Source organism: Paenibacillus sp. FSL M7-1414, from assembly GCF_038003195.1.
GTDB lineage: Bacteria > Bacillota > Bacilli > Paenibacillales > Paenibacillaceae > Paenibacillus > Paenibacillus amylolyticus.
Genome location: NZ_JBBOOS010000001.1, coordinates 1,459,425 through 1,477,519 on the forward strand (window position 1 = coordinate 1,459,425; position 18,095 = coordinate 1,477,519).

The window sequence follows — 18,095 nt, forward strand, 5'->3', positions numbered from 1 at the left end:
AGGACATGGGGGAGATTATGGAATGAATATTACGGTGATTGGCACAGGGTATGTGGGTTTGGTATCGGGCGTATGTTTTTCGGAACTGGGAAATAACGTGATCTGTGTCGACAACAATGTGGAAAAAGTGAATATGTTAATGGACGGTCATGTTCCGATCTATGAACCGGGTCTGAAGGATATCATGAATGCCAATATGAAAGCAGGAAGGCTGTCCTTCACCACCAACATTCAGGATGCTATCAGTCGTTCGGATATCATCATTATCGCGGTGGGTACGCCATCCCTGCCTAATGGCGAAGCAAATCTGAGCTTTATTGAGCTTGTCGCGCGAGAAATAGGTTCTTATATGGATAATTATAAAATAATAATGACTAAAAGCACTGTTCCTGTCGGAACCAACGATCGTATTCAGGAATGGATCAGCAGTTTGACGAATCATCCATTCGACATGGCATCGGTACCGGAGTTCCTGCGAGAAGGTACCGCTGTCCAGGATACGCTCTACCCTGACCGGATAGTCATTGGGACACATAGTGAGCGGGCAGTCGCCACGTTGAAAGAGCTGCATCAGCCATTAACCGATCAGATTATTGTTACGGATATTCGTTCGGCCGAAATGATTAAATATGCATCCAACGCTTTCCTGGCAACCAAGATCTCATTTATCAACGAAATCTCTAACATCTGTGAAAAAGTAGGAGCAGATGTCAGCCGTGTTGCCGAAGGCATGGGCTATGACAGACGAATTGGTGCCTCCTTTCTCAAGGCAGGCATTGGTTACGGAGGTTCCTGTTTCCCTAAGGATACACAAGCTCTGATTCAAATTGCAGGTAATGTGGATTATGACTTCAAATTGCTGAAGTCCGTGGTGGAAGTGAACAAAGATCAACGCTTCAACATCATTCGTAAACTGGAAGATGCACTAGGCTCACTCGAAGGGAAGGAGATTGCCATCTGGGGGCTTGCTTTCAAACCAGATACCGATGACGTTCGTGATGCTCCGGCCATTGAGATCATTCAGCGTTTGCTTGAGCAGGGAGCAGTGATTCGGGCATATGACCCCATCGCTACCGAGAACTTCCGCAAAGAGGTGGATTCCCCATCCATTACGTGGGAAGAGCGTGCCATGAAAGCGGCGGAAGGTGCTGATGCACTCTGTGTTCTGACGGAATGGAAAGAGTTCATGGAGGTTAATCTGACTGATTTGGCAGCGCATATGAATCAACCCATCCTGATTGATGGAAGAAACATCTACGGAGAAGATCAGATTAAAGATACGTCCTTTCAATACTACTCCGTTGGTCGTCCAGGTCTAACCAATATCGATGGAAGAAAAACGGCAGTCATCTAACGGAGGCCATAACATGAGACGCGGGATCAAAATAACATTAGGTGCCATTTCCCTTGTTGCAGTTGTCATGATTGGATATTCTGTGTATCTGTATTCGCATGTTAAATCAGCGGCGGATCAAATGTATGAACCCCGGGAACCCATCAAGCAGGTATCTATTGTCGACCAGCGGGGTGGGGGAGATTTCCCTGTGGACATGGAGAATGAAGAACCTTTTAATGCTTTGATTCTGGGTGTGGATGAACGTTCCAATGATCGGGGGCGCTCCGACACCATGATTGTATTAAGTGTTAATCCTGCGAAAAAATCCGCACTTATGTTTAACATTCCCCGAGATACCAGAACGAATATTGTTGGTCACGGCACGGAGGATAAGATCAACCATGCCTATGCTTTTGGGGGTGTTAACATGTCTGTGCAGACCGTGGAACAATTGCTCAACGTTCCCATACATTACTACATGAAAGTGAATATGGAGGGCTTTGCACAAGTCATCGACATGGTGGGTGGAGTGGATGTGAATAACCCGTTTGCATTTGACTATGAGGGTTACCGGTTCGAGCAAGGGAATATTCATCTGGATGGTGAAGCTGCTTTGGGATTTTCGCGGATGCGTTATGATGATCCGAAGGGAGATCTCGGGCGGAATGACCGCCAGCGGGAGATCATCAAACAAGTGCTGAAGAATACGGTCCAGGTATCCAACGTATTGCAACTGGAGACGTTGCTGGACGAAGTCAGTGCTCACGTCAGAACCGACGTTACCTTTGATGAGATGAAGCAGATGTTCTCCAATTATCGTTCGGTACTGGATCATATTGAATCCGTTGAGATTAAAGGCACGGGCAAGAAAATAGACGGAGTGTATTATTATATCGTGGAACAATCGGAACGAGACAGGATACATCAGATGATTGAAGAACATTCAAAATGATCGGATAGGGCGGTGAACCAGATGCGTATCTCCAGGCTAATGAAATTGTCCCTGATTGTGCTACTAATGTATATGCTCATGATACCGGCAAGTACAAATTATGTTCAATCAGCTCAAAACTATCAATGGAAGAATATACCTATTGGTGGTGGGGGGTACGTTACAGGCGTGGTTATTCATCCGACTGAGCCTGATCTGGTTTACGCTCGAACTGACGTTGGAGGAGTATATCGGTTGGATGCAGCTTCAGGGGATTGGGTCCCGCTACTTGATCATTTCGGAGATGAGGACAGCAATCTGTACGGCGTGGATGGAATTGCGCTGGATCAGCAAAACCCCAATGTCGTGTATATCGCTGCTGGGAAGTACGGGAACGTGGGGCCGAGTGATATTCTGAAATCCACAGATCGGGGAGAGACCTGGATTCGAACCGGACTTAATCTTCGTAATGAATCAAATGGAAATATCCATCGAGCCATGGGAGAGAGCATCGCGGTTAATCCCACGAACTCCAATTACCTGCACGTGGGTACACGATATGATGGATTGTACACTTCCAGTGATGGTGCAGCCACGTGGAGCAAGGTATGGGATGTACCTAGCGGGCTATCTGGTGAGGGAATTCGGAGTGTAGCTTATGGATTGAATCCGGTGACGAAGCAAGGTCAAGTTGTGTATGCGGGGGTTCGCGGCATTGGTGTGTATAGCAAAGCACCAAGAAGCAATGGGCAGACCACTTGGCAACTTACCGGGAGAAGTCCCGAATATCCTGCACGTATGACTGTGGCGAAGAACGGGACGTTGTATGTGACCACGGATAATCAGGGCGTCTACAAGTTCAATGGTGTGCAGTGGACAAATATAACACCCAGCTCCAGTTACTCATCTTATTATGGAATCACGATTGATCCCAATAATGATAATCACATCCTGGCAGCCGTTCGAACAGGCGGAGATAATCTGCCACTGTATCGTTCCGTTAATGGCGGACAGAGTTGGACAACAGTGAGCAAAACGCTGGTATCCAAACCGTCCTGGTGGACACCCAACATGTTTTTCTCAGCCACATCCAGTATCAAGTTTGATCCACATAATCCGGGCACCGTATACGCTACAGACTGGTTTGGCGTGTACAAGACGGAAAATATCAATGGTACCAATGGATTGACTGGCAATACAGCGAGTACTTGGGAAGCCATTACCGATGGTCATGAAGAAGTCGTCGCACTCACGGCATCCACACCACCTCAGGGTGTTTCATTCTTTAGTGGTTTAACGGATCAAGTCGGATTTAGACATGAAAATGTAACCGATGTTCCTCTTAATAAAATCCCGCTCGCAGGTATGCGAGAAATTGTGAGTATTGACTATCACGAGGCAAATCCGAATTACATGATATTTCTGGGAAGCAGTGACTGGTATGGTACCACCACACGTTTATTTGTCTCTTCCAATAACGGAGTTACGGTAACTCCAATGAATGTTCCGGCTGGCTCCAAACTGGGGAGGGTCGCCTATTCAGCCATTAATCCAAATGTAATTGTTTATTACCCCCAGACCGGTAATCCGGTCAGAAGCACGAATCGTGGTGCAACATGGCAAAATATGAATGGTGCCCCTTTTCAGGCCATCGGGGGGAATATGGTCTTTGCCTATAATCATCCACTGGCTGCGGATCGCATCAATGGATATAAATTTTATATGTATGCTGCTGGTTATCTGTATCGGTCTACGGATGCAGGTGCCAACTGGTCCAAAGCGAATACGGTTCGCCTTCCGATTAATACGGATATCAATACAAGCTTCATTAAAGTCGAGGCTGCACCTGGCGTGGCGAATAATGTATGGGTGAGTCTGGGAACCGATGGATTATATGCATCAACGAATTCGGGAAATACATTTTCCAAGATCCAGGGTGTGCAGAATTCCAAATTATTTGCCTTTGGTAAAGCTCAGCCCGGCAGATTGGTTCCAGCTGTCTATGTATATGGCACCGTAAATAACGTGAATGGATTCTTCCGTTCCGATGATATGGGGATAACCTGGAACAATATAGGTCCTTTAGGTAATGGAATCGGGCTGGGCAATGAACCGCAAATTATGGCGGCAGACCGTCAAATCTATGGTCAGGTATATGTAGGTACAAATGGCAGAGGCATGTATGTTGGATCAATAAAATAACGAGAGAGATATGAAAGTGGTGAAGATCAAAATGATGGAGGAGGGCTCCGGGCGCACGAGACAAAAGCATGTACGAAGAACGTACGGATTTCTCATTGCTCTACTGTTGATTGTGATCTGGATTCTGGTCATCTGGTCCATGTCCACGCAATCCTCTCAACAGCAAGACATTCAGCCTTGGCTTCATAAATGGTCTCAAAAATTGCACATCGGTTTTACACTTCCTGATGTGCAATTCACTTACGGGGAGTATGAGTATTCGCTGAAGCAGCGGCCGTATGATTTTGCAGAGTTCGTCTTTCGCAAGAGTGCTCACTTATTTGTATACGCTGTGCTCGCCGTGCTTGTGTACGGCGGGCTGCGGTACAGAAGAACATCCCTTGTGACCAGTATCGTTTCTGCTCTGGCTCTGGTGTTTGTTATAGCCTCCATTGATGAGTATATTCAGCAGTTCAGCCCGGACCGGACAAGCTCGATACGTGATGTTGGAGTAGACTTGCTCGGCGGCTGCTGTGGGATTGCCATATATGCAGGACTTCAGTCAATGATCCGAAGGATCAGAAAGGGAAAGCGTACTTCCATTCACAGCGAGTGATTTCCCAGGAAATTAGATGTATCGTTCAACTTCTACTTGTCTGCCATCCATCATAAGTATGGAGTAGGACAAGGAGGACTGGACATGCTGCGAAGAAGGAACCGGAATGCTTTGCTCAAAAAGATCGGGTTCATCGCGATCATTGTATTATTGCTGTGGTTGATTGCCAGAACCATTCCGTATCTGTTTCAGGCAGATACATCGGATGAAGCTGCTGCTGTTGCCGAAGAGTTTTACAAATATGAGCAGACGGGTGACTTCGGCAGTTCATGGGAACTCTTTCATCCCCTGATGAAAGAGCGGTTTCCCAAGAGTGCTTACGTACAGAACAGAGCACATATATTTATGCAGCACTTTGGCGTGGAAACGTTTGAGCTGGAGATGGAAAAGCCGGAGCGCGAGTTCGATGTAACCGTGATCGATGGCGTTAAGCCATTTTCTGAAGCCTACAGAATCCGGGTCACCCAGAAGTACTCAGGTACCTTTGGCCAATTCGATATTGTGCAGACCTGTTATCTGGTAGAGGATGGCGATGAGTGGACCTTACTCTGGTATTATCCAAATCAGAAAAATGAGGATACCTCTCAGGTCGACAATAGTGACTGATCAGGAATTAATATTAACCCATACATTGAACCGAATTGTATCATTTACCTAACATGAGGCTCCATAAATGCGAGACTTTTGTCGCATTTATGGAGCTTTTTTTGTGTTTTGCTTGTTTTTATGGCTGTAAAGCCTTGACATTAGTCCCGGTGTCAAGTAAATTACGAGATAGATACAAAATGTATCAATTTTCAGCGTCTAACGACAAATAACAAGGACTTCTAAGCTCCTTGTGAGGGGAAGGAATATCATTGATCGAAACGGGCCGCTTTTACTGTGTCAGTTGTGGGATGATTGTGTCGGTCACTAGAAGCTCTGTCGAAATGAAGGAAGAGGGCAATGGAGGCAATCACGTATTTCGCACCGGATTCTACCGGAGTGAAATGCCGCTTGGATGCTGTGAAGCGTGTGTAGTTGAAGCGAAACGTCAGGGGAAATCCCAGTTTGCGGGACAATATACTAAAGATTATGATACACTATGTGCATATGAGAAACGGGCATGAATGATGTGCTCGTCCATGAAGGAGGGGATTGAATGCAGCAGGAGCCGGTCGTCCGGATTCAGGGCGTCAGCAAGATCATATCCTCCCGATCATTGGTCAGCGACCTGACTCTGGATATTTCTCCGGGGCAGGTTTTTGGTTTTTTAGGACCCAATGGCGCGGGAAAAACAACGACGATTCGAATGATGGTTGGACTGATGTCCATCAGTAAAGGTGATATTTTCATTTCGGGACACAGTGTAAAGAATGAATTTGAGCAGGCGGTAGCCCAGGTAGGAGCTATTGTGGAAAATCCGGAAATGTACAAGTTTCTGACCGGGTACCAAAATCTCGTTCACTTTGCCCGCATGTCGCCGGGAGTTACGAAGGAACGTATTGCGGAAACAATTGAGCGTGTGGGGCTCACAGCTCGTATTCACGATAAGGTCAAAACCTATTCACTGGGCATGCGCCAGCGTCTGGGTGTCGCGCAAGCGATATTACATAAACCGAAGCTGCTTGTACTGGATGAGCCAACCAATGGTCTGGACCCACAGGGTATACGGGAACTGAGAGATTATTTGCGTCAGCTCACCCAAGAGGAAGGCATTACGGTCTTTGTATCCAGTCATCTGCTGTCAGAGATGGAACTGATGTGTGATACGGTTGCCATCATCCAGAATGGCAAGTTGATCGATGTAAGAAACCTTCGGGCTGAAGCAGGTTCGGATGCATTAATCGAAGTTGCTTTTGAGCTGAATGATGCAGATCGTGCTTCGGATCTGATTCAGGGTGCTGTCGTACAGGGCAATGTCCTGGTGATGCGGGTGTCTCGTGAGCAGATTCCGGATATCAATGCCAAGCTGGTTAGCGAAGGGTTTCAGGTGTACGGTATTCGTAACGTGACTCACACCCTGGAAGAACAATTCTTGCAAGTTACTGGGGGTGGAGGCATTGGGTAGTTTTGGTAATCTGATATTGAACGAGAATATGAAAATTTTCCGTCGTCCCCGTACCTGGATCATGTTATCAATTCTGGCGCTGATCTCGCTATTAATGCCAGTGTTACTGCGAGAAGGCATGGGGTCCAATGAAGTTTTGTACTGGGAAGCGGCTGTAACGACCATCCAGGTTACATTTTTCCTGAACACGATCTTTTGTGTCGTGATTGCAGCGGAATCGGTCGCAGGCGAATTTACCTGGGGAACCATTAAGCTATTGCTGATCCGTCCATGGTCACGAAGCAAAGTTCTTGCTTCCAAATATCTGACCGTCGTTGGCTTCAGTATTATCAGTACATTGCTGATCATCGCGATGGCCATGCTAACGTCTTATATCCTTTTCTCGCATGATGCTCCGGGAGGAAGCAATAGTCCGGCTACGAATGCTCTGACGTTATGGGGATATTTGTACGTTGATCTGTTCATTACCCTTGCGATTGCCTTTATGGTGTCCTCCGTATTTCGTTCAGGTGCACTTGCGATTGGATTATCTCTGTTCATTATGTTCTCACAGAGTATCTTCTCACTCATATTCAATCCGGTCCGTTATGAGTGGGCCAAGTATGTTCTATTCAACAACATGGATCTTAGCAAATACATGACCTCCGGGGCGGATTTTGCGCTAATGGGTGGTCCAAGTGCAGGAATGACACTGGGTTTCTCCATTGCAGTTCTGGCGGTGTATTACGTTATTTTCATGGTGATTTCCTGGGTTGTATTCAGCAAGAGAGATGTGGCAGGCTAACGCCTGCTTCTTTTTTTTGCTCCAATGTTTGTTTTGGAAAGAAAATAAGTGTATATTCAGCATCGCCTGTGGCATGACTGTCATTTAAGGGTACTTAGTATCATAAGTAAATGACTAGATATACATATGAACGCCGCAGTCACTTTGGCAGAGCAGCGCATGGAGGGATCACGTTTCTTGATAAATAACAAGTTCTATCGCATATGCACAGCGATTATTCTGCTGCTGCTCATCGTGTATCTGGGGGAAAAAGTGAACTTTATTTTCAGCCCCCTGACTTCACTGATTCACATCATCATCATTCCGCTGCTGATTGCTGGTTTCTTCTATTATCTGCTGCGCCCGCTCGTCGATTATATGGAAAGGCATAAGATCAAACGTGCATTGTCAGTTCTAATTATTTATGTCGTAATTGCACTAATACTTGCAGGTTTTAGTGTGCTCGTATGGCCTTCCCTGCGTGAACAATTGATGAATTTCGTGGAGAATGCTCCAGCGTTGGTCACTTCACTCAGCGATCAGTTGAATGCACTTGAAAGGAGCAATGTTGTATCCAGATACCTGCCTGATGATTCCAATCTATTCTCACGATTATCCGATGTTCTGAGCCAAGGGATCACTCAGGTAACCAATTATGTCTCCGGGTTATTCTCCGTGGTATCCAATCTGGTTATTATTCTGGCAACGTTCCCGATCATGTTGTATTACATGCTTAAGGAAGGCAGCAAGTTTGGAACGAATCTAACCTTATTGTTGCCAAGACATTATCGGAAGGATGGGGAAGAAACCGTCCATGAGATCGATGAAGCACTAAGCAACTATATTGTTGGCCGGGTTATTGTTAATGTAGCCTTGGGGATCCTGATGTACATCGGTTTTCTCATCTTAGGTTTGCCTTACGCATTGCTGCTGACGGTTGTATCGATTATTCTGAACTTCATCCCTTATGTGGGTGCTTTGCTGGCAGCTATTCCAGTTGTCATTGTTGCGTTTATCGAATCACCTTCGATGGCGATCTGGTCACTGGTCATCATTGTAATCGCACAGCAAATTCAGGATAACCTGATCTCACCTTACGTCTATGGCAAACAGCTCGATATTCATCCACTGACTACCGTTATCCTTTTGCTCGTGGGTGCTGACCTGGGAAATATCTTGGGTATGATCATCGTGATTCCCCTATATATGATTCTGAAAATTATAGTTCGCAAAATCCATTATCGGATTGTCGAAGATAAGACTGAAACTTAAATAGAATTTTGAAATACAACGCTGTCATGTGCCACTACTAATGTTTGTTCTTGAATCACATCGATAAGCTCAACAGGATAAGCCGCATATCAATGGTGAAGGGTCAGGTAAGTTTGCCCTCGCCATTGGTAGGCGGCTTTTTTTCATACATATTGCTCACTCATGTTATACCTGTTATACTTGATATATAACAGACAACAAAAGAAGGTGAACCCTTGATTATTCAACTGGATATGCAATCCGAACTTCCCATCTATTCGCAACTTGTTTATCAAATTATTGAAGGCATTGCTGGTGGTGAGTTACAGCTAGGTGAGGCGTTACCTTCGGTTCGGAATTTGGCCGCAGATATCGGTGTTAACCTTCACACCGTCAATAAGGCTTATACACTACTCAAGCAAGATGGATACATTCTGGTTCATAGACAAAAGGGAGTTGTAGTGAACCCTGATGGAATGCCTGGTTTAACGGATGATTTTTTGAAAAAGCAGCAAAGAGAATTAAGACCGATTATTGCGGAAGCGATCTGTCGAGGAATGACCAAAGAAGAATTATCTGCGGTGTTAGACCAAATGTATGATGATGTGAAGATGGGTCACAACAAAGAGTAAAGAATCAAGGGAGTGTGTTATGTATGCAGCTATTTAGTATATTACCTATCATTTTAATCTTTGCTCCATTAGCCTTACTTCTATCTTTTACACCATATCTGACAAGGGAAACCATTAGCTTTGGGGTTACGGTAAGTCAATATAATTACTACACACCCATCTTACGTAAGCTAAGAAGTACGTTTGCTACAGTAAGTCTGATCGGAAACGGGATGATTATACTTGTCTGTCTGTATTTTCTCCGATCTGCTAATGAAGATGCTACCGCAATGATTACCGGTGTTAGCACAATGATATTTATTGTGTACTGGACAGCGCTACACATCTTATTTCATTTCAAGATGAAAAAGATAAAAGGAACACTTACAACTGTAGAAGCACCTCAAAGAGTTAAAATTGATACCACCTTCCGCCAAAATAAACTCACCTATTCCAACTATTGGTTTCTCATTCACATTGCTATTATTGTTGCCATTGCGATCATTTCGATCCTGAATTATAAGGCACTACCTAACGTCATTCCAATAAAATATGATCTTCAAGGCCATGTCACTTCCAGTGTGCCTAAAACTTACCTCTCGGTACTGGCTATTAATCTTGTACAGCTAGGAATCATTGCACTTATGATGTTGGTTAACTGGAGTATTAAATCAAGCAAACAACAGCTTACTACGTCTAATCCGGGCCAATTTGCTACTGAAAATATTCAATTCCGCCGTAAATGGTCCCTATTTACGCTTGTAACAGGATTACTTCTTACCATCTTATTTGCCTTTATTCAGATCAATATGTTCGTCCCTAATCTGGTCTTGTTAACAGCTATTAGCTTCATCAGTCCTGTGGTGATCGTGTTAGGTGTTGTATGGCTGTCTCTCACAGGCAGACAAGGCGGTGGCAAAATTCGTAATCAACAAGAGGACCACGAACGATCTAAGGAGCAGCCTGTGAATGACGATGATTATTGGAAGCTTGGGTTTATTTACTTCAATGCCAATGATCCTTCTTTAACCATAGAAAAGCGTTATGGAATAGGCTGGACAATTAACTTCGCTCGTCCACTATCTTGGGTCCTGTTGTTATTCATCATTGCTATTGTTGTTATAAGCATAGTCCTGAGCCAATAAAGGCTCAGAATTCTATGCATATAATAGATGAAATTAATTATTAGGAGGAGTTATTACAATGAACAATTGGAAAAAGCTATTACTTTCTCTTACTTTCGTAGGTCTCATCCTTCCGGTAACATCCATCTCAGAAGCTGCTGAAAAATCCGCTGGTAGTGAAAATCTTGTTCCTATTCGTGAGATTGCAGAAAAGAATGGGGCAGAGGTATCTTGGCAACAAAAGACAGGAGAAATCACAATACGAAAAAGTGAGCTTACTATTGTAGTTAAGGTTGGAGAGAAACAGGCGATGGTGAATGGGCAAGCCATATCCTTAGACAATCCTGTTCAGTTAACGAAAGGAACTACCTATATGGATGGGGCATTTCTTTCCGAGACGCTGAAGGCAGCACCTGAGGATATATTCATTTCCCTTATTAGTGAGGGCGATGGCAAGGAGGCTGCCAAGTATGTTCATACCTCTGTGAGTGGAGTGTTGTCACCCACGTTGTTGAGTCAGCTGTGGGGAGCTTTAGAAGGACAAAATGGCAAAATTACAAGTGAAGCCATAGCTAAGCATGTAGAAAATAATACAGTGCATCGCAATGTTACCTATACGTTCAAAACAGAGCTGACTCGTTTAAATATTACGGTCAGAATGAATCATAACGGACTTGTGGATGATTTGCATATTGCCGCCGCTACGCCAGATGTGTATCAAAAACCAAGCTACGACGACCCATCTGCCTATACAGAACAAGACATTACGGTTGGTCAGGGTGATTTAGCTTTGCCAGGGACATTAACTTTGCCCAAGGGAGAGGGACCTTTCCCGGTTGTCATTCTGGTACACGGATCTGGGCCTAGCAATCAAGATGCTGCCATTGGTGGTGCAAAGCCGTTTCGCGATCTTGCGGTAGGTTTAGCTTCACAAGGAGTTGCTGTATTAAGATACGATAAAGTTACGTATGAGCATACCTATAAGGTGGCTTCACAGCCTAAATTCACATTAAAACAAGAGAGCGTAGATCAGGTAAACGATGCATTGGAATTGCTTAAAAAGAATGCACATATTGATTCTACAGCGATTTTTGTAGCTGGACATAGTCAAGGCGGGTTTGCAATGCCATTAATCATTGCTGAGGATAAACAACATGATATTGCAGGAAGTATTCTACTTGCTGCACCAAGTAGTAGCTTTGCGGATGTGCTTACCGAGCAGCAGGACGAATTAGTAGAGCGGATGAAGCAGCTTGGTTTAGACACGGATGTCATTCAAGGGCAAGCTGATTTTTATAAAAATGTGGCTGCGATGGTTAAAGATCCAAAATATTCTGTAGATCATCTTCCTGAGGCATTTCCACTTCAACCTGCTTATTGGTGGTTTGAGCAGAGAGATTATGTGCCTGCGGAACTGGCTAAAACACAAAATACACCTATGCTTGTTATACAAGGCGAAAACGATGTACAAGTGTCTATGAATCAATTCCAAACCTGGAAATCGTCTCTCCAAGGTCATTCCAATGTAACGTACAATAGCTATCCAAAGGTAAATCATCTTTTATCCAGCTATGATGGACTTTCTATCGGTCAAGAGTACGCTGAGCCATCTAATGTCTCCAAAGCCATTATCGATGATATTGCGAAGTGGGTATTAAAATCAAACTAAAAATGGGAGTTCCATTCTTGGGTTGAATGATAACTTGGAGAAGTGACGGATAGGGCGAGATATAATAAGAAGAGGAGCAATTACCAAAATAGGCAAGTGCTCCTCTTCTTATTTATAAATTTGCTTTATTTAGACCAATTGGACTCTTTCTCGTCTTCATCAGTATAATCAGACATGGTCAGTGGTTCCTTGGGAACAACGGCCACTTTGTAGAACCGATTCTTGTCTTTTTCCAGCAAAACAAAGATTAGATTCTCGAACTCATATTCTTCCTGTTCGTTCATCTCGGGACGATGGCTGTAGAGCCATCCACCAATGGTGTCCCACTCATCTGCATCCAGGCTGGACATAAACATGTCGTTCACCTTCGATAAGGAAACCTTGCCATCCATAATGACATAGTTCTCATTGATGACTTGAATATCTTCCACTTCGTCTGCGTCGAACTCGTCGCGAATCTCACCAACAATCTGCTCAAGCACATCCTCGATGGTTACAATTCCGGAAGTTCCTCCATATTCGTCGACAAGTACGGCGATATGTACGCCATCCTTCTGCATTTTCTTGAGCAAGTCCTTCACAGGAGTTGTTTCGTGAACAGCCGATACAGGCTGAATCAGGGAGGATAGATCAACAGGTTCATCGTTTCCGTAAAGTTCCAGGAAGAATTGTTTCGTATTAATGATACCGATGATATCGTCTTTACTCTCATTCACTACTGGAAAACGTGTATATTGTTCTTCACGGATGATCTCCAGGTTTTCCTCGTTTGTTCTATTCACATAAAGGCAGACCATATCGGTCCGGGGTACCATGATTTCTTTGGCTAACATCTCATCAAAAGCAAAAATCCGGCTTACATAACCGAATTCGGCTTGGTTGATTTTACCACTTTCAAAGCTTTCATTAATGATGATCTGCAACTCTTCTTCGGAGTGTGCATCTTCATGTTCAGAAGCAGGTTTGATTCCGAACAGTTTCACCAGTTGGTTCGCTGAGCCGTTTAACAGCCAGATAAAAGGATACATAATTCGGTTAAACCAGATGATAGGTGTAGACGTCAGCAGTGCAACAGTCTCGGCTTTCCGGATTGCAATCGTTTTTGGAGCGAGTTCACCAACCACAACATGCAGATACGTGATGGAAGCAAACGCAATTACAAATGATAAGAATGAAGAAACCGCCTCAGGAATTTGCAAGCTTTCAAACACAGGGTGGAGAATCTTCTCTACCGTTGGTTCACCCAGCCAGCCCAGTCCCAGAGATGTGATCGTGATTCCAAGCTGGCAGGCAGACAAATATCCGTCCAGATTGGCAACGGCTTGTTTAACAGCCAGCGCACGCTTGTTTCCTTCTGCAATCATTTGATCGATCCGGCTCGGACGAACCCGTACCAGAGCGAATTCCACTGCGACAAAAAACGCCGAAAGTCCTATCAAAAAAGCAACCAATACTAAATTTAACGCATACCTCTCACTTTCCATTCACTGCTCTTCTCCTTTAGGTAATAAGTTTTTAACGATTATTATATCTAATTTTACGTAAGAAGACCACCTCCAGACAAAGAAATGAGGAAGAGTCTGGAAGGTGAAATGAGCAGATTGGCGTCACAATGCGAATCTGCTCCATCATTAAACTGATATGTAGAAGGTAACACAGTCAGAATATACAATGAACGAAGTACAAATTTGAATTTCCAGAATCAAGTAATCCGTCTGCTTATGTAAAGTTTTATCTAAGCAAACGTTACGAATAGGGGGGACATTGGGTATCTATGATTAGCTGTATACATAATCGTCAAAGATGTGTAGGTGAGAGAAAGGCAAGGCCATGAAGCTTGCCACTTGAGGAGGAAGCCGAATGTTCTGGCTGGTCATTATATTACTCGTATTTATTTTCCAGGCAGCCACAATTCTTTTGCTGGAATTTCGTAATCCGGCTAAAGCTGTGGCTTGGCTGTTTATTTTGTTCTGCGTGCCTTTGATCGGTTTTGTAGTGTACTATTTCGTGGCGCAGGATTATAACAAACGAAAAAAACTCCGCAAGGGTGGATCGCGCATCTTCCGTGAAATGAAGGAAACGATCTGGGAACAAGCCCACATCATTGGAGATGTCGAACATATGCCTGGCGATCGTTTCAGCCACCAGCATCGATTGTTTAACCTGTTATCCCATCTGTCGGAGAGCCCGATTACAGGTTGTAACCACAGTACGGTGCTCACAAATGGTGAAGAGGCATTTGCGGCAATGCTGAGGGAAATGGAAAAAGCAAAGCACCATCTGCATGTGGAATTTTACATTTTTCGTGATGATGTCATCAGCACCAAGTTTCAGGATGTCATGATTCGCAAGGCACAGGAGGGCGTGAAGGTTCGGTTTATTTGTGACGGTCTCGGAAGTCACAAGATGAGCTGGAGCTTTATCCGCAAACTGCAAGATGCAGGTGTGGAATTCCATTATTTTCTACCGCCACTGATTGCCACGATTGACCGAAGAGTCAACTACCGGAATCACCGTAAAATTGTTGTTGTGGATGGACAGGTTGGTTTCGTAGGTGGCATCAATGTAGGCGATGATTATCTTGGACAATATCCGGAGATTGGTTTCTGGCGGGATACACATGTGCAGATTGAGGGAGATGCCGTATATTTCCTCCAAAGTACATTCCTGAACGACTGGAAATTGGCTTCCGGTGAGCGAATTACCGAACCCCAGCTTGCGGAATTATTTCCACCCCATATCTGTAGCGGGGAAGAACGAATTCAGATTTTGGCCAGTGGGCCGGATCAGGACTGGGATGCCATTCAGGAAATGTGTTTTGGGGCGATTTCGGTAGCGTGTGAGCGGATTTATATTACCACACCTTATTTTATTCCTGATCCTGCCCTGTATGAGGCACTCAAAACAGCTGCTGTCAGTGGCGTTGATGTGAAAATTATCATTCCATATCAATCCGATTCAAAGCTTGTTCATCTGGCATCCCTTTCATATGTAGAGGAACTTCTGCGAGCAGGTGTTGAGTTCTTCCAATATCGCAAAGGTTTTGTACATGCCAAAGTGATGATTGTGGATGAGTTGCTTGCAACGGTAGGCACGGCCAATATGGATATGCGCAGTTTTTTTTGCAATTTTGAGTTAACGGCTGTCCTGTTCGAGTCCTCTCCGATTCGTCGTTTGATCACTGACTTTGAACGTGATCTCGGGGAATGCAGTCAGATCGATGGGGAGGTATTTCAGAAGCGTTCACGACGGCAAAAAGGCGCAGAAATGCTTTCTCGGATGCTTTCACCGCTTCTTTAGCCGATTTAGGGCAGATTTCTGAAGATAAGTTCACTTTTTGTGAATTTATCTTCTTTTTGCTAAGTATTTTGCGCAAATTTGATCTTTTATGATATAATAGATATATAAATCATGTCTTGGCGAAGGAGGGGAGTCTGCGGGAAAACAGGCTCCCTTTTGCTCTCTTTTGAAAGTGCAAACCGGGATGAATAACATTTTGAATCCATTTTATATCGCCTTTAGATGCTTGCGCTGTATAGCCAGGGTACATATAGAACGCAGTTGCTGTTCTCCATATGTAGATTCACCCTGAGTATTTAAATGATTTATAAAATGGATTCACACACTGATTTAACGGGGGGGGATACCATGTCCAATGTAACGGTGAAAGAACTAACAGCCAAGCAAGCTGACCGCGGGGTCAAAAGCTCGGTGTTTACATTAAAGCTGCTGCAACGTATTGTGATGATTCTGATCGGTGCTGCACTAATGGCTGTATCGCTTGAAGTGTTTCTCGTACCGAATGGTGTTATTGATGGTGGGATTACGGGGATTTCAATTATGGTGTCAGAACTTACACATCTGCCACTCGGAGTGTTCCTGACCTTGCTCAACTTGCCTTTCCTGATTCTGGGTTACAAGCAGATTGGTAAAACATTTGCGTTATCCACGCTGCTGGGGATCGTGGTCATGTCCATCGGGACATCATTATTGCACCATGTGCCTGCACTAACACCAGGGGAGCCTTTGCTCGGAGCTGTATTTGGCGGATTGATCCTGGGTGTGGGTGTTGGACTTGTCATTCGGTCTGGCGGTTCACTGGATGGTACGGAGATTGTGGCGATCTTGCTTAGTGAGAAGTCACCTTTGTCTGTAGGACAGATCGTATTGTTCATTAACGTATTTATTTTTGCAGGTGCAGGATTTGTATTCGGCTGGCCGAATGCCCTGTATTCCATGATTGCATATTATATTGCGATGAAGATGATTGATATTGTGAATGAAGGACTTGACCAGTCCAAATCGGTATGGATCATTAGTGAGAAATATCGTGATATCGGTTCAGCCCTGACAGACCGTCTTGGTCGTGGTGTAACTTTCCTGGATGGAGAGGGCGGATTCAGCGGGGACGAGAAAAAGATCATTTTTGTCGTGATTACCCGTTTGGAAGAAGCGAAGCTGAAGACCATCGTTGAAGATTGGGACCCGCAAGCCTTTGTGGCTATCGGTAACATTCATGACGTGAAGGGCGGACGTTTCAAGAAAAAAGGTATCCATTAGCGATTGATATATACATGAATGATAATAGCCGACACCCTTGTGATGAGGGAGTCGGCTATTTTTTCTTCAAATGTTTGAGAATGAGCTCTACCGGTTGGGGTTCAACAGCTGCGATTAAATCACCGGTTTGGTTCAAGCGTTCAATAATGTTCATCAGATGATAATCCTGAATGGAGACGTTGCTTCGAACCTCATCCCAGGTAAGGGGTGTAGAGACAGTGGCGCCGGATTTGGCACGTGGTGTATAGGGAGCAGCAAGGGTCTTGCCTCCATAATGCTGGAGATAGTCAAAATAAATGCGGTCTCCACGGTCCTTTTTAAGTCTTTCCAGTGTGAACAGATCCGGGTGCTTCTGAGTGACATATTTGCCGACAAAATAACCAACCTCTCTCAATTCATCAAAGGTTACCCCTTGTACAATGGGAACGATGATTTGAACTCCTGTTGCGCCCGAAGTTTTGGGAATGGACCTCAGACCAAGGGAAGTCAGGGTTTCGCCAACGATGAGTGCAGCTTGCATGATCCGCGGTTCATGTTCCTGAGAAGGGTCCAGATCAATCATCCATTCACTGGGCAGATGGCTTCCCACAGTATGCAGAGAAGGATGAAATTCAAGTGCAGCCAGATTACCAAGCCATAACAATTCGGGAAGTCCATTCATGACCACATAGCGGATGCCGTCGTGAACTTCAGTGCGCACATAATCTGGTACGGGCTCAGGGGCATTCTTTTGATAGAAAAATGTTCCTCCAGCGCCGTGGGGATACCTTATCGTGGTGAGAAGTCGATCGCTCGTATACGTGAGCAGATAAGGAGCCAGAGCGGCCAGCTTTTGCAGATAGATGGCTTTGGTAACACCAGCTTCCGGCCATAAGAGCTTGTCCGGGTTGGTGACCGTCAGCTCTGTGCCTTCTATTATGATGGTTCCCTGGATCTTGGGGGCCATGTGGAACACCTCCTATGTGCTTAATGAATTATTGAAACATGGGCCGAAACACGAGTG

16 protein-coding genes are annotated in these 18,095 nt (G+C 44.7%); 14 read left to right on the plus strand and 2 right to left on the minus strand.

What is annotated here, in order from left to right; translation table 11 throughout:
* The first annotated feature begins 22 nt into the window (after positions 1 to 22).
* From MHH92_RS06465 to MHH92_RS06520, 12 genes are all read left to right on the plus strand, one after another.
* A complete protein-coding gene (locus tag MHH92_RS06465; RefSeq protein WP_036611311.1) occupies positions 23 to 1,354 on the plus strand; it encodes a UDP-glucose dehydrogenase family protein in 1,332 nt (443 codons plus the stop codon).
* Between the two features lie 13 nt (positions 1,355 to 1,367).
* Positions 1,368 to 2,288 carry an LCP family glycopolymer transferase gene (locus MHH92_RS06470; RefSeq protein WP_036668922.1) on the plus strand — a complete coding sequence of 307 codons (921 nt, stop codon included), beginning with the start codon at positions 1,368 to 1,370 and terminating at the stop codon, positions 2,286 to 2,288.
* A gap of 21 nt (positions 2,289 to 2,309) precedes the next feature.
* The gene (locus MHH92_RS06475) at positions 2,310 to 4,469 is read left to right on the plus strand and encodes a WD40/YVTN/BNR-like repeat-containing protein (RefSeq protein WP_340902728.1); all 2,160 of its coding nucleotides are present in this window, start codon (positions 2,310 to 2,312) and stop codon (positions 4,467 to 4,469) included.
* A gap of 10 nt (positions 4,470 to 4,479) precedes the next feature.
* A complete protein-coding gene (locus tag MHH92_RS06480) occupies positions 4,480 to 5,064 on the plus strand; it encodes a VanZ family protein (RefSeq protein WP_340902730.1) in 585 nt (194 codons plus the stop codon).
* 84 nt (positions 5,065 to 5,148) lie between these two features.
* Positions 5,149 to 5,670, plus strand: a complete 522-nt coding sequence (locus MHH92_RS06485) for a hypothetical protein (RefSeq protein ID WP_036611303.1) — start codon at positions 5,149 to 5,151, stop codon at positions 5,668 to 5,670.
* Between the two features lie 251 nt (positions 5,671 to 5,921).
* Positions 5,922 to 6,173 carry a hypothetical protein gene (locus MHH92_RS06490; RefSeq protein ID WP_127551208.1) on the plus strand — a complete coding sequence of 84 codons (252 nt, stop codon included), beginning with the start codon at positions 5,922 to 5,924 and terminating at the stop codon, positions 6,171 to 6,173.
* A gap of 32 nt (positions 6,174 to 6,205) precedes the next feature.
* Positions 6,206 to 7,114 carry an ABC transporter ATP-binding protein gene (locus MHH92_RS06495; RefSeq protein WP_340902734.1) on the plus strand — a complete coding sequence of 303 codons (909 nt, stop codon included), beginning with the start codon at positions 6,206 to 6,208 and terminating at the stop codon, positions 7,112 to 7,114.
* The gene (locus tag MHH92_RS06500) at positions 7,107 to 7,898 is read left to right on the plus strand and encodes an ABC transporter permease (protein WP_340902736.1); all 792 of its coding nucleotides are present in this window, start codon (positions 7,107 to 7,109) and stop codon (positions 7,896 to 7,898) included. Before MHH92_RS06495 ends, MHH92_RS06500 begins: the two co-directional genes overlap by 8 nt.
* 177 nt (positions 7,899 to 8,075) lie before the next feature.
* The gene (locus MHH92_RS06505) at positions 8,076 to 9,149 is read left to right on the plus strand and encodes an AI-2E family transporter (protein ID WP_083684469.1); all 1,074 of its coding nucleotides are present in this window, start codon (positions 8,076 to 8,078) and stop codon (positions 9,147 to 9,149) included.
* 215 nt (positions 9,150 to 9,364) lie between these two features.
* On the plus strand, positions 9,365 to 9,760 hold the full coding sequence (locus MHH92_RS06510) for a GntR family transcriptional regulator (RefSeq protein ID WP_076319076.1): 396 nt from the start codon (positions 9,365 to 9,367) through the stop codon (positions 9,758 to 9,760).
* A 23-nt stretch (positions 9,761 to 9,783) separates the two neighbouring features.
* The gene (locus MHH92_RS06515) at positions 9,784 to 10,884 is read left to right on the plus strand and encodes a DUF1648 domain-containing protein (RefSeq protein ID WP_340902740.1); all 1,101 of its coding nucleotides are present in this window, start codon (positions 9,784 to 9,786) and stop codon (positions 10,882 to 10,884) included.
* Between the two features lie 58 nt (positions 10,885 to 10,942).
* Complete coding sequence (locus MHH92_RS06520; protein WP_340902742.1) at positions 10,943 to 12,532, plus strand: alpha/beta hydrolase family protein; 1,590 nt, start codon at positions 10,943 to 10,945, stop codon at positions 12,530 to 12,532.
* 125 nt (positions 12,533 to 12,657) lie between these two features.
* Here MHH92_RS06520 and MHH92_RS06525 read toward each other — a convergent pair whose 3' ends face one another.
* A complete protein-coding gene (locus MHH92_RS06525; RefSeq protein ID WP_036668939.1) occupies positions 12,658 to 14,016 on the minus strand; it encodes a hemolysin family protein in 1,359 nt (452 codons plus the stop codon).
* 376 nt (positions 14,017 to 14,392) lie between these two features.
* On the opposite strand from MHH92_RS06525, the gene cls reads away from it, so the two are divergent.
* Both cls and MHH92_RS06535 read left to right on the plus strand, forming a co-directional pair.
* Positions 14,393 to 15,832, plus strand: a complete 1,440-nt coding sequence (gene cls, locus MHH92_RS06530; protein ID WP_340902743.1) for a cardiolipin synthase — start codon at positions 14,393 to 14,395, stop codon at positions 15,830 to 15,832.
* Positions 15,833 to 16,180: 348 nt separating this feature from the next.
* Complete coding sequence (locus MHH92_RS06535) at positions 16,181 to 17,092, plus strand: YitT family protein (protein ID WP_036668942.1); 912 nt, start codon at positions 16,181 to 16,183, stop codon at positions 17,090 to 17,092.
* A 55-nt stretch (positions 17,093 to 17,147) separates the two neighbouring features.
* Here MHH92_RS06535 and ligD read toward each other — a convergent pair whose 3' ends face one another.
* Entirely contained in the window at positions 17,148 to 18,038 is an 891-nt protein-coding gene (gene ligD / locus MHH92_RS06540) for a non-homologous end-joining DNA ligase (protein WP_339189168.1), read from the minus strand.
* Positions 18,039 to 18,095: the final 57 nt, after the last annotated feature.

Bases quoted from the DNA above. Each gene is read 5' to 3' on its own strand.
- MHH92_RS06480 (WP_340902730.1), top strand. From the start codon at position 4,480: ATGAAAGTGGTGAAGATCAAAATGATGGAGGAGGGCTCCGGGCGCACG.
- ligD (WP_339189168.1), bottom strand. From the start codon at position 18,038: ATGGCCCCCAAGATCCAGGGAACCATCATAATAGAAGGCACAGAGCTG.
- MHH92_RS06520 (WP_340902742.1), top strand. From the start codon at position 10,943: ATGAACAATTGGAAAAAGCTATTACTTTCTCTTACTTTCGTAGGTCTC.
- MHH92_RS06470 (WP_036668922.1), top strand. From the start codon at position 1,368: ATGAGACGCGGGATCAAAATAACATTAGGTGCCATTTCCCTTGTTGCA.
- MHH92_RS06485 (WP_036611303.1), top strand. From the start codon at position 5,149: ATGCTGCGAAGAAGGAACCGGAATGCTTTGCTCAAAAAGATCGGGTTC.
- MHH92_RS06465 (WP_036611311.1), top strand. From the start codon at position 23: ATGAATATTACGGTGATTGGCACAGGGTATGTGGGTTTGGTATCGGGC.
- MHH92_RS06475 (WP_340902728.1), top strand. From the start codon at position 2,310: ATGCGTATCTCCAGGCTAATGAAATTGTCCCTGATTGTGCTACTAATG.
- MHH92_RS06515 (WP_340902740.1), top strand. From the start codon at position 9,784: ATGCAGCTATTTAGTATATTACCTATCATTTTAATCTTTGCTCCATTA.
- MHH92_RS06525 (WP_036668939.1), bottom strand. From the start codon at position 14,016: ATGGAAAGTGAGAGGTATGCGTTAAATTTAGTATTGGTTGCTTTTTTG.
- cls (WP_340902743.1), top strand. From the start codon at position 14,393: ATGTTCTGGCTGGTCATTATATTACTCGTATTTATTTTCCAGGCAGCC.
- MHH92_RS06495 (WP_340902734.1), top strand. From the start codon at position 6,206: ATGCAGCAGGAGCCGGTCGTCCGGATTCAGGGCGTCAGCAAGATCATA.
- MHH92_RS06535 (WP_036668942.1), top strand. From the start codon at position 16,181: ATGTCCAATGTAACGGTGAAAGAACTAACAGCCAAGCAAGCTGACCGC.